Genomic DNA, 12,747 nt, shown 5'->3' on the forward strand with positions numbered 1-12,747 from the left:
CTTTTGAGCACCAGCAAAGACACCCTATAACATACAGAAACGCTTTAGTTTTTTTTAAAAAAAATTCACTTAAAATGAACTTTTTAGAAAAACTAAAGCGTTTTAATGTATTGATATTAAAGTTTTAAATAGAGTCTATTTAAAAACCTTGATTTACTTTATTTTTTAAGACATTGCATAATATAAACCAATAACTAAAGCTACAATAATAGCTCCAACAGGTTTTAAATATTTCCAATTTGTAATATCTACTTGCTTAGTATACTCTTGTACGTAATCAGTTTCCCTAGGAATAAAGTGACTAATTACAAACATAACAACTACTGTTAACACAAACAGAATACCCATTAAATGTAAGAAACTAATATCTGGTTCAATACCGTATAGTGTTACTAAATAAGTTACTACACTAATTAATATAGCGATGTTTGCAGCTTTCCCAGAAACACGTTTAGAAAACACACCTACAATAACAATAGCTAAAATTGGCACACTATGCGTTCCGTTTAGTTGTTGTAAATAAGTAAAAATACCACCTTCTACACCGTATAATAATGGAGCAATAGCTATAGAAAATATCGCTAAAACTATACCGAATATTTTCCCGGCTTTTACCACTTGTAATTCTGTAGCTTCTTTATTAATATATTCCTTGTAGAAATCTAAACCAAAAAGTGTTACAGAACTATTTAAAGCACTATTGAATGAACTTAGAATAGCCCCAAAAAGTACCGCCGCAAAGAAACCAATATAGGCTACAGGTAATACTTTTTTAACTAACATTGGGTATGCTTCATCCGCATTTGCTAAATCACCATTGAAAATATAATAAGCAATAATACCAGGTAGCACCACAATAATTGGCCCTAATATTTTAATAAAAGCCGCTATTAAAAGTCCTTTTTGACCTTCTTTTAAATTCTTAGCACCCAAGGCACGTTGAATAATAGCTTGGTTGGTTCCCCAGTAATAGAAATTTAATATAACCATACCTGTGAAAAGTGTCCAAAAAGGAACATCAGAATCCGGACCTCCAATAATATCAAATTTTTCAGGAAGTGCAGTTGTTAAGGTATCTAGCCCAGTAAACATGTTTCCATCACCAATATACATTAGTCCAAATATAGGAATTAACGAACCTCCAATAATTAACCCAACAGCATTAATAGAATCTGATACTGCAACAGCTTTAAGACCTCCAAAAACCGCATAAATACTACCAATAACTCCAATTGAAATTACAGTTACCCAAAGTGTAGCTTCTGGCCCCATACCGAGTTTTTCAGGAATATCGAACATGGTGTTTAACGCCAACGCTCCTGAGTATAAAACAGTAGGCAACATAGATATAGCGTACCCTAAAAGAAATAAAAGTGAAACAATTGTTTTTGTTGTTTTACCGTAACGATTTTCTAAAAACTGTGGAATGGTTGCAATACCACTTTTAAGGTACTTAGGTAACAACACAAAGGCTGTAAAAACCATAGCAATGGCTGCTAAAACCTCGTATGCCATAATAGGAGCTCCATCTCTAAAGGAAACACCATTCATTCCAACAATTTGCTCGGTTGATAGGTTAGTTAATAATAATGACCCAGCAATTACTGGCCCAGTAAGGCTACGGCCTCCAAGAAAGTAACCATCGGAAGATTTTTCGTCTGTTTTTCGTGTTGACCACCACGCAATAAGCGCAACTAGCAAAGTAAATCCTGCAAAAGAGATAATAGCCATCATAATATTTTATAGTTTGGTTTAGTTAATATTTTCATTATTTTCTTTAAAGAAAAATAATAGGCGCTACAATGTCATAAAAAAAATTGAAACAACCGTACTGATCTATGCTTTTTTTATTCAGCTATAAGCTTAAAATGAGCATTACTTAATGGTAATTTTTACAAATAAAAAAAATTAGCGTAACAGAAAAACGTACAATTTTAACCAAAAAAAAATCTGTAATTAAATTACAGATTAAAGTTTTGTTCATTTTCGAATAACGTTTCATCAAAGCGATATAAAAAAGCTCCTCTTCGCGACTCCGACATATCTTTCTCTTCGAGCCTTACTAAATACTTCATTTGAGCGACCTTTCTACGGAAGTTTCGTTTATCTAATTCTTCATCTAAAATACCCTCATATAGCACTTGCAATTGTGGTAAAGTAAATTTTGGCGGTAATAAATTGAAAGCAATAGGGAAGTTTCTAACCCGACGGCGCATTCTTTTAATGGCAATATCAACCATATCATTATGGTCGAAAATAAGTTCTGGAACTTCGGTTATTGGAAACCATTGCGCATTGTACTTATTAATTTTATCCTCTGTGTAGCGTGATTTTAAAATCATGGCGCTATAGGTTGAAGATATAATACGATCGAACGAACAGCGATCGACCTTTCCGAAGGTTTTAATTTGCTCCATATAAATATCTTGCAAACCAGATAAATCGGATAGTATCCTATTGGCAGCTTCGTCTAAATCTTCATCGAAGCCAACAAAACCGCCAATTAGAGACCATTTTCCCTTTTCGGGATTTTCTTTCTTTTTAATTAATAACAATTCTAGTTTGTTATCATTAAATCCGAAAATAATGCAATCTACTGCTACCTTAATTTGCTGAATGTTGTTATTTATGCTGTTCGATTCAATCATTCAGTTAAAAGTAAAAATTCAACAAATTAGTATACAGTTATTATTGATTTCCTTTATTGTAATCTTCTAAAAACTTAGCTAAACCACTATCAGTTAAAGGGTGTTTTAATAAACCTGTGATTGAAGATAAAGGTCCTGTCATAACATCCGAACCTAATTTAGCACAGTTAATTACGTGCATAGTGTGACGTATAGAAGCTGCTAATATTTGAGTTTGAAAACCGTAGTTATCATAAATCATTCTAATTTCATCGATAAGGTTTAAACCATCTGTAGAAATATCGTCTAAACGACCTAAGAAAGGAGATACGTAAGTTGCTCCAGCTTTTGCTGCTAATAAGGCTTGCCCTGCAGAAAACACTAAAGTTACATTAGTTCTAATACCTTTATCAGAGAAATACTTACAAGCTTTTACACCATCGGCAATCATAGGTAATTTCACTACAATTTGTGGGTGTAAAGCCGCTAAAGCTTCACCTTCTTTTACCATACCATCAAAATCGGTAGAGATTACCTCAGCAGAAACATCACCATCTACTAAATCACAAATTTTTTGGTAATGTGCTAAAATATTTTCAGAACCAGTGATTCCTTCTTTCGCCATTAATGACGGGTTTGTTGTTACACCATCTAAAACGCCTAAAGCTTGTGCTTCTGCAATTTCACCTAGGTTTGCTGTGTCAATAAAAAATTTCATATTGTTAAGTTGTTATTGTTTTATTAATTGAATATGCCACACCTAAAACACAGATAAACTATAGCTTTAGGTGCAGTATATTTTAATTTTTAAACTGTTTTTAAATACTCTAATACTTGGTTGCTTACTTTTTCGCCAGTAAAACCAAATTTCTCATCTAGTACAGATGCTGGTGCAGAGTAACCGAAGTGCTCTAAACCAAATACTTTACCATTAGCTCCAACTAAACCTTCTAAGTTTACAGGTAAACCAGCTGTTAAACCAAATAATGGTGTGTTAGCAGGAATTACAGAGTTTTGGTATGCTTTAGATTGTAATCTAAAAACACCTTCTGAAATTACCGAAGCAATATTCACTTTTAAGTTGTTTTGAGATTCTAATATTTCGGCTGCTGCAAATAATGTAGCAACTTCAGATCCGTTTGCGATTAAAACCACATCTGGATTTTCAACTTCTTTTACTAAATAACCACCTTTTTCTGCAGCTAAAGCCTCTTCATATCTTGAAGATCCTTGAGGTTCGATATCTTTAATACCTTGACGAGAAAGTATTAAACCTGTTGGTGTATTTTTATTTTCTAAAGCCATTTTCCAAGCGACGCTAGTTTCTGCAGAATCTGCAGGACGTAATGCTAAGAAACTTGGGTTTCCGCTATGGTTCTTTAATTTTTCTAATAAACGAATTTGAGCTTCTTGCTCAACGGGTTGGTGTGTTGGTCCATCTTCACCTACTCTAAAAGCATCGTGAGTCCAAACATATTTTACACCTAATTCTTGAATACCACTTAAACGAATAGCTGGTTTCATATAATCTGAAAACACAAAGAATGTTGCTACAACCGGAATAATTCCGCCGTGAAGCGCAATACCATTTGCAATACAAGCCATGGTTAACTCAGCAACACCTGCTTGTAAGAATGACCCTGTGAAATCACCTTTTTTAAGTGCATGTGTTTTCTTTAAGAATCCGTCAGTTTTATCAGAGTTTGATAAATCGGCAGAAGAAACAATCATGTTTTCTACATTTTCGGCTAAGTAACCTAAAATACCAGAAGATGCTGCTCTTGTTGCTAAACCTGCTTTATGTTCTACTGAAGCGAAATCTAATTCTGGTAACTCACCAGAAAGGAAGAAATCTAATTTTGTAGCTAAAGCTTCGTTTGCTATTCTCCAAGTTGCTATTTCTGCTTTCTTTTCAGCAGCTTTTGCTGTTTTTTCTGCAACTAAGTTTTTATAAAATTCTTGAACGTCATCGAAAATATCGAAAGGACTTTCAGTATTTGCTCCCAAATTAGCTAAGGTTTTTGCGTAATCTGCTCCGGTAGCTCCAATAGGCTGTCCGTGTAATTCACAATGTCCTTCAAACATGCTACCATCTGCAGTAACACAACCTTTACCCATTATTGTTTTACCAATAATTAATGTTGGTTTTTCAGTTTGGTTATTAGCATCTGTTAATGCTTTTCTTATTTCATCGTGGTTATGGCCATCGATAGTTACTACATTCCAACCCCAAGCTTCATACTTCATTGCGGTATCTTCTGTAGTTACCTCATCTGTAGGTGTAGATAATTGAATATCGTTAGAATCGAAAAACATAATAAAGTTACTCAACCCTAAATGCCCAGCTATACGCCCAGCACCTTGAGAAATTTCTTCTTGAATACCACCATCAGAAATAAAACCATATATTTTATGATTCATCCAATCTCCAAAACGTGCTTCTAAAAACTTAGCTGCAATTGCTGCTCCCACACCCATAGTGTGCCCTTGACCTAATGGTCCAGATGTATTTTCAATACCACGTTTTACATCAACTTCTGGATGACCTGGTGTAATAGAACCCCATTGTCTGAAATTAGCAACATCATCCTTTGCATAGTTACCTAATAGGTAATATTGTGCATACATTAAGGTTGATAAGTGACCAGCATCCATGAAAAAACGATCTCTAAACGCCCATTCCATATCTGTTGGATCATAATTAAAGAACTCTGAGTATAAGACGTGCATAAAGTCACCTCCACCCATTGGACCACCTGGATGACCTGATTTCGCTTTTTCTACCATTGCTACAGCTAATGCTCTAATATTATCTGCTGCTCGTTGATCAATTTGTTTGTTCATTTTAAATTTATGGTTAATTTTTAATAACTCTAACTTTAATAGATTCACTATTTCAAAACAATTAAAACCGTTATAAAATAGTACACTGCAAATGTAGTAATTAAAATATAATTAAGTGTCGGCAAAACACTTAATTATTAAAACACTAAATTTTGCGCCGTAAAAATACATCTAATTAAACGATAGGCATAATAAACATGTAACGTTTTATACAACAAATGAAGCTTTTTGTTAATAATTTTAGTTTTAAATTGAATAATTAAAAGATAATTTGCCTTATTATTTTTATTTCACAGAAATACCTTCATATAAACGTGAAATTTTTAATTGAACCAAAAAAGGAAAATTTAAGATGAAGCGCTCTAATATTTAACCTTATTCCGAAGAATTTGCAACACCACAAATTTCAACACATCGAATTTGTAATACAATACGGTTTTATTTTGAAGCCATAAAAACCGCAATACCAAACTATTAAACACAAAAAAGCCGACTAAAAATTAGTCGGCTTTTTTTGTTACTGTGCGGGCGGGGAGACTCGAACTCCCACACCGTGAGGCACTAGATCCTAAGTCTAGCGTGTCTACCAATTCCACCACGCCCGCTTAAGGACTGCAAATATAAACAAGATTTTCAAATTGCAAACTTCTTTGCACAAAAAAACATTCTTTTTTTTATACTTTTGATAAAATAAAGAAAAACAAGCCCATGAACAGTATTCAAAACTACATATTAGAGCATAAAAATAGATTTTTAGACGAACTCATCGAGCTTCTTAAAATTCCATCCATTAGTGCGGACTCCGCATACAAAAACGATGTATTAAAAACAGCCGATGCTGTAAAACTAAGATTAGAACAAGCAGGATGCGATAGCGTAGAAATTTGCGAAACAGATGGCTACCCTATTGTTTACGGACAAAAAATAATAGATAAAAACCTACCAACTGTACTTGTTTATGGACATTACGATGTACAACCGCCAGATCCAATAAATCTTTGGGATTCGCCTCCATTCGAACCCGTTATTAAAAAAACAGAAAAACATCCCGACGGTGCTATTTTTGCACGTGGCGCTTGTGACGATAAAGGCCAAATGTACATGCATGTAAAAGCGATGGAATTTATGACTTCCACTAACCAACTACCATGCAACGTAAAATTCATGATAGAAGGCGAAGAGGAAGTTGGCAGCGCTAATCTAGCCACCTTTGTAAAAAACAACCACGATAAACTTAAAAACGACGTTATTTTAATTTCCGATACTGGAATGATTGCTAACGATGTGCCATCAATAACCACAGGTTTACGTGGCTTAAGTTATGTAGAAGTTGAAGTTACAGGTCCGAATCGCGATTTACACTCTGGACTTTACGGTGGCGCAGTAGCCAACCCGATAAACGTGCTAACAAAAATAATTGCTTCATTACACGACGAAGACAATCATATCACCATTCCTGGTTTTTACGATAACGTAGAAGATCTCTCTACAGAAGAGCGCGCCCAAATGGCAAAAGCACCTTTCAGTTTAGAAAATTACAAAAAAGCATTAGATATCAACGCCGTATATGGCGAAACAGGTTACACCACAAACGAGCGCAACGCCATACGCCCAACACTAGATGTTAACGGTATTTGGGGAGGTTACACTGGCGAAGGCGCAAAAACCGTAATAGCCAGTAAAGCTTACGCCAAAATATCTATGCGTTTAGTACCAAACCAAGATTGGGAAAACATCACGCAACTTTTCAAAACCCATTTCGAAAGCATCGCACCCCAAGGCGTAACCGTAAAAGTAACACCACATCACGGTGGCCAAGGCTACGTAACACCAATAGACAGCATAGGTTACAAAGCTGCAAGCCATGCTTACAAAGACACTTTCGGAAAAACACCAATACCACAACGTAGTGGCGGCAGCATACCAATTGTTGCACTATTCGAACAAGAATTAAAAAGCAAAACCATACTCATGGGCTTTGGTTTAGACAGCGATGCCATACACTCACCAAACGAACATTTCGGAGTTTGGAACTACTTAAAAGGCATAGAAACCATTCCGTTATTCTATAAATATTTCACCGAGTTTTCAAAATAAATAATTTGGGCGTTACCACAACCTCGCTTTTAAGGGCGAGGTTATGGTCGGGCTTTTGGCAGTCGCTTTTTTGCACACCAAGTTCAGTTCTATTTATTTTTCACAAAGGTCAAACCAAGTTTCATCTTAATTAAGAAAATATAAGCTCGTACAAAAAGAGCTTCAACAAAGCCTCAATCCCTAACGCGTTCCAATCCTGCACAATTAGTAATCCACACAAAGTAAGTAGCATATTTGCAACACACACAAATGAAAAACCAACACAACAATCATTTATTTCTACTCGCTTTAGCCACATTACTTATTAGCACATCTGGCACATTAGGTAAATTTATAGATTTACCAACACCAGTAATTATATGGGGACGCAGCGCGATAGCCGCAGTATTTCTATTCGCGTTTTGTTGGTATAAAAAATTCAGCATCAAGATAAAATCAAAAAAAGATGCACCCACCATAATTTTAGGTGCTTCACTTTTAGCACTGCATTGGGTAACCTACTTTTATGCATTAAAATTATCAAACGTTGCCTTAGGCATGCTAGCCATGTTTACATTTCCGGTAATAACCGCATTACTCGAACCCTTTTTCACCAAATCGAAATTAAACCCAATACACATACTATTAGGTTTTATGGTTTTACTAGGCGTCTATATATTAGCGCCAGATTTAAACCTAGAAAATACGCACCTAAAAGGAATTCTTTACGGTATATTTTCAGCCTTATGCTACGCTTTAAGAAACCTCATTTTAAAAGGCCATGTAGATAATTATAACGGCACCGTACTCATGACGCAGCAAGCCATAATAGTTGCCATAATACTTATTCCTGTCATGTTTACCATGGATATTAGTAATCTACAAAGCCAGTTTCCCTACCTTATTATATTAGGCTTGGTAACTACAGCCATTGGTCATTCATTATTTATTGGTAGCTTAAAACATTTTTCAGTAAGTACCGCAAGTATCATTGGTAGCGCACAACCTATATGTGGTATTATTATCGCCTTTTTCTTTTTAAACGAAATACCTACTATAAACACTTTTATAGGTGGCGCTTTAATTTTGGCTACAGTTGTTATCGAAAGTATTCGATCTAGAAAGGCTAATTCTTAATAAAAAGAACATCCATACTTTGAAAGCCTCGTTAATTCGAGGCTTTTTTTTTATACAATTTTGTAACAAAACACCTGCTTTAACGTTCTAATAGTCAATCAATCAAAAATCAATCACATTATGCTAAAGCAATTCTTCATCATTTGCTCTGGCGCCGACACCGATATTCTAGAGCAATGCTCTAAAGGTGAACAAAATAAATATGCGGGCATTGGCGCAACCGTTTTTTTTACTGCACTCATGGCTTTTATAGCCGCCAGTTATGCACTCTACACTGTTTTCGACAATTACTACGCTGCCATTGGCTTCGGTTTTATTTGGGGATTACTTATTTTTAATTTAGACCGTTACATTGTTTCTACAATCAAGAAAACCGGTCGTTTTTTAGACGAGTTACTCCAAGCCACACCAAGAATTATGCTTGCTGTAATTATAGCCATTGTAATTTCTAAGCCTTTAGAATTAAAGATTTTTGAAAAAGAAATTAATCAGGTTTTATTAGAACAGAAAAACCATTTAACCTTAGCCAATCAAAATCAAATATTAGCACAGTTTAATCCTGAAATAACCACTCTAGAAACAAATATAACAACTCTAGAAAGCGAGGTTATCAATAAAGAAGCTGAGGTTAATACACTTTATAACACGTACATCGCAGAGGCCGAAGGCACAGCAGGAACTAATCGCTTAGGCAAAGGCCCTGTTTATAAAGAAAAAAGAGAAAAGCATGATGCTCTACTTGCCGAACTTCAGCAATTAAAATTAGAAAATAAAGAGAAAAAAGCAAATTTAGAAGATCAGATTGCTACTCTAAAAACAAATTACCAATTACAGGTTGACACTACGCAACCTGTAATTAATAATTTTGATGGGTTAATGGCGCGTGTAAACGCTCTAGGCACCTTATCATGGATGCCTTCATTTTTTATTTTTCTGTTGTTTTTAGCAATAGAAACTTCACCCATTTTCGCGAAATTATTATCGCCAAAAGGGCCTTACGATTTTAAATTAGAAGATCTAGAAATGGCTATTAAAACCCATGTTCTTCCAAATAAAAATCAACGAGAAGCTCTACTAAAAACAGATAACGCCATTAACGACCGTGTTTATGCCGACTTAAAAACCGAAGACGAACTTTACACTTATAAACGTGCAAAAACGAGAGAACTTATGCAGTTACAGGCCGATGCTTTTTTCAAACATCAAAAGAACATTTTATAGTTTATAGGCTAACACCAATAATTATGCAGCCACATTGGTTTTAAAATGATTGTATAAGTCTTTACTACCAAAACCAATAATAGCCATACTTTTATTTTTTGCTACGGCTTCGTTGTGTAATTCTGTTAAAGCTTTTACACCGTGTCGATCCATACTTTCAACATCTTCTATACTGATGGTAAGCGTGCTTACACGACTAAAAATATCTTGAAATTCGTTTTGAAAAACAGATAAACTCTTTTTATTTAGTTCACCTTTAATCTTGAAAAAGTTGTTGCAGTTTGTAATACGTAAATCCATAATAAGTTAATTTTTTAGTTAGACAATAAATCTGAGGGAAACATAATCAATTGATTATGAGATAAAAGTATATTATTAAAGAGTTACGCGAAGAATTTTTTCGATTAAAAGAATTCATCCTTGGACGAAAAATAATTACGTGTCAATTTAACCGATGAGTAACCTACTTAAACATCATTTTAAAACAAAAACATCAAAATACAGCAAGAACTAGAATCACTTATTAGCACTTTAACTATATTTCGTTATCATAAACCCATTTTCCATTTCCCTTTTAATTTCAGCATAGATTTGGTATCAAATTTTTTATATAAATTGCAACATGAAAAAAATAGTTCTACTCATCTGTCTTATTTCCGCTTTCAATAGTTATTCTCAAAACGAAGAAAAAGATATAAAAGCTATTAATAAAGTATTAAAAGCACAGCGTATTGCTTGGTCTAAGCACGACTTAGAAGGCTATATGGAAGGGTATTGGAAAAGTGATTCTCTTAAGTTTTACGGTAAAAACGGGGTAACTTACGGCTGGGAAGATACTTTTGATCGTTACGAAAAAAGCTATCCAACCAAAGATCATACGGGGACTTTAAGTTTTAAAATTAACGACATTACCAAAATAAGCGCAGATGCTTATTATGTACTTGGTGAGTTTCATTTAAAACGTGAAGTTGGTAATGCAGACGGTATTTTCATGCTAATTTTCAAGCGCATCAATGGCGAGTGGAAAATTGTTGCAGACACCTCTTGCTAAACTTGTAAAAGCAGCAAAGTATCACCTTACTTATTACAAATATTCTTCAATAACACTAATAAGTGTGTTTGCATCTTGCGTTCCGGTATGGCGCCATTTCATTTCACCATCTTTATAAACAATTAAAGTTGGCAGGCCTTTTACGCGTAACGCTTCTGTTAATTCTTGGTTTTTTTCGACATCAATTTTTATCACCTTAGCTTTATCTCCCAAGGCTGCTGCTACATCTCGTAAAACGTCGTGCATAGCTTTAGATGGCTCACTCTCTTCTGCAAAAAAATCTAGCAGTACAGGTGTATTAACATCGATAAGTTCCCCAAATTTTGACATATTATAAAGTTTTTTTGTCTATTTAATAGTTTTCTAATTGGATAGAAAATCGTGATTAAAAATTCTATTTGATTATTATAAATATAAACAATTTAAGATAAACAGCAACAACAAAGGCCGTTTAAACCGGTTCGGCACCTTTCTTAAGTTCTATTACAGTAATTTCTGGCCAAATACCAACACGCCCAGGGAAAGCCAAATAGCCAAAACCACGATTTACGTTTATGTACTGCCCCATTTCTTTGTAAATACCAGCCCAATATTTATAGCGCCATTTTACCGGACTCCATTTAAACCAACCCGGAATTTCAATTCCAAATTGCATACCATGTGTGTGTCCGCTTAATGTTAAATGATAATGATAATCATCGTCAATCACCTTTTTCTCCCAGTGCGACGGATCGTGACTCATTAAAATTTTAAAATCGTTTTTATCAATAGTAGCGGCTGCTTTCTGCAAATCGCCTGCAGTTTTAAAACCACCAGCACCCCAGTTTTCAACACCCACTAAAGCAATACGCTCACCATTTTTTTCAAGATATTTACTTTCGTTCAGTAAAAGGTTAAACCCTATTTCTTTCTGTAAAGCCTTTAAATCTTCAAGATTTTGATGTTTCGCTTCATCCGATTCCCAATTTACATAATCGCCATAATCGTGATTTCCTAATACAGAATACAAGCCATCTTTAGCTTTCAACTTATTAAAAACCGTTTTATAAGGCACCAATTCTTCAGCTTTATTATTTACAATATCGCCTGTAAATAAAATCACATCACTTTCCTGTTCGTTAATTAAATCTACAGCATATTTCACCTTTTCCATATTATCAAAACTTCCGGAATGGATATCACTAATTTGCGTTAGTTTATAACCATCAAAAGCAGCCGGTAAATCTTCAAAATGCAATGTGTATTTTAAAACTTTATAATTGTAGCGTCCTTTATAAATACCATAAATTATAGAAGCCAACGGAATGGCTGCCAAGCCTAAAGCCACTTTACTTATAAATTGGCGACGCGATGCAAAGTAATTCCCTTTTGCAGCTTCGCCTACCGTAAAATAACGATACAGAGCTTGTGGCACACGAAAAACATCTTCGAAAAACACGCCTAAAACCAAAACCATTTTTGGCACTAAAAGCGCTATAAAAAACCCAATGGCATAAGAGTGCGCATGTGTAAAACCATTACGACGACTAAAGCCATAAAATTGAAACACAAAATTGCCAATAATTAATACCGTAATTACCCAATATAGTAGATGTATCCAGTTGTTTTTAACCACCGTTTTAAAGGCCTGAAAGGCGTAATAATCGGCAATCAGGAAAACAGCTAAAAATATAATCCAACGTAGCATATGCTCTTTTTTTCATCAAAGATAATGGTATTACCAATTAATGCTTGCCATAGCAAATGGATTTAACGAATTGTTAAGAGTCTTCATTTAAAACAAACACCCAT

At 34.6% G+C, this 12,747-nt stretch carries 11 protein-coding genes and 1 tRNA gene; 4 read left to right on the forward strand and 8 right to left on the reverse strand.

What is annotated here, in order from left to right; translation table 11 throughout:
• Positions 1 to 165 precede the first annotated feature (165 nt).
• The 5 genes from V6246_RS08285 to V6246_RS08305 form a co-directional block, all read right to left on the reverse strand.
• A complete protein-coding gene (locus tag V6246_RS08285) occupies positions 166 to 1,731 on the reverse strand; it encodes a solute:sodium symporter family transporter (RefSeq protein WP_341560705.1) in 1,566 nt (521 codons plus the stop codon).
• A gap of 230 nt (positions 1,732 to 1,961) precedes the next feature.
• Positions 1,962 to 2,648: an NUDIX hydrolase gene (locus V6246_RS08290; protein ID WP_341559978.1), complete on the reverse strand. Its 687-nt coding sequence runs from the start codon at positions 2,646 to 2,648 to the stop codon at positions 1,962 to 1,964.
• A gap of 40 nt (positions 2,649 to 2,688) precedes the next feature.
• Positions 2,689 to 3,345, reverse strand: a complete 657-nt coding sequence (gene fsa, locus V6246_RS08295) for a fructose-6-phosphate aldolase (RefSeq protein WP_042502600.1) — start codon at positions 3,343 to 3,345, stop codon at positions 2,689 to 2,691.
• Positions 3,346 to 3,434: 89 nt separating this feature from the next.
• Positions 3,435 to 5,471: a transketolase family protein gene (locus tag V6246_RS08300; protein WP_341559979.1), complete on the reverse strand. Its 2,037-nt coding sequence runs from the start codon at positions 5,469 to 5,471 to the stop codon at positions 3,435 to 3,437.
• Between the two features lie 523 nt (positions 5,472 to 5,994).
• Positions 5,995 to 6,076, reverse strand: a tRNA-Leu gene (locus tag V6246_RS08305).
• Between the two features lie 103 nt (positions 6,077 to 6,179).
• On the opposite strand from V6246_RS08305, the gene V6246_RS08310 reads away from it, so the two are divergent.
• The 3 genes from V6246_RS08310 to V6246_RS08320 all read left to right on the forward strand — a co-directional run bounded on the left by V6246_RS08310 (position 6,180) and on the right by V6246_RS08320 (position 9,905).
• A complete protein-coding gene (locus V6246_RS08310) occupies positions 6,180 to 7,568 on the forward strand; it encodes a dipeptidase (RefSeq protein ID WP_341559980.1) in 1,389 nt (462 codons plus the stop codon).
• Between the two features lie 249 nt (positions 7,569 to 7,817).
• Positions 7,818 to 8,684 (forward strand): DMT family transporter, encoded by an 867-nt coding sequence (locus V6246_RS08315; protein ID WP_341559981.1) that lies wholly within the window; start codon positions 7,818 to 7,820, stop codon positions 8,682 to 8,684.
• Positions 8,685 to 8,804: 120 nt separating this feature from the next.
• Complete coding sequence (locus tag V6246_RS08320; protein ID WP_341559982.1) at positions 8,805 to 9,905, forward strand: DUF4407 domain-containing protein; 1,101 nt, start codon at positions 8,805 to 8,807, stop codon at positions 9,903 to 9,905.
• A gap of 21 nt (positions 9,906 to 9,926) precedes the next feature.
• Here V6246_RS08320 and V6246_RS08325 read toward each other — a convergent pair whose 3' ends face one another.
• Positions 9,927 to 10,205 carry a hypothetical protein gene (locus V6246_RS08325; RefSeq protein WP_341559983.1) on the reverse strand — a complete coding sequence of 93 codons (279 nt, stop codon included), beginning with the start codon at positions 10,203 to 10,205 and terminating at the stop codon, positions 9,927 to 9,929.
• A 322-nt stretch (positions 10,206 to 10,527) separates the two neighbouring features.
• Here V6246_RS08325 and V6246_RS08330 point away from each other — a divergent pair, with 322 nt between their 5' ends.
• Entirely contained in the window at positions 10,528 to 10,956 is a 429-nt protein-coding gene (locus V6246_RS08330) for a YybH family protein (protein ID WP_341559984.1), read from the forward strand.
• 33 nt (positions 10,957 to 10,989) lie between these two features.
• Here the strand turns inward: V6246_RS08330 and V6246_RS08335 are convergent, their stop codons facing one another.
• Both V6246_RS08335 and V6246_RS08340 read right to left on the reverse strand, forming a co-directional pair.
• Positions 10,990 to 11,286: a thioredoxin family protein gene (locus V6246_RS08335; RefSeq protein ID WP_341559985.1), complete on the reverse strand. Its 297-nt coding sequence runs from the start codon at positions 11,284 to 11,286 to the stop codon at positions 10,990 to 10,992.
• Positions 11,287 to 11,407: 121 nt separating this feature from the next.
• Positions 11,408 to 12,643 carry a metallophosphoesterase gene (locus V6246_RS08340; RefSeq protein ID WP_341559986.1) on the reverse strand — a complete coding sequence of 412 codons (1,236 nt, stop codon included), beginning with the start codon at positions 12,641 to 12,643 and terminating at the stop codon, positions 11,408 to 11,410.
• Positions 12,644 to 12,747: the final 104 nt, after the last annotated feature.

This window comes from Algibacter sp. TI.3.09 (assembly GCF_038154905.1).
Taxonomy (GTDB): Bacteria; Bacteroidota; Bacteroidia; order Flavobacteriales; family Flavobacteriaceae; genus Algibacter.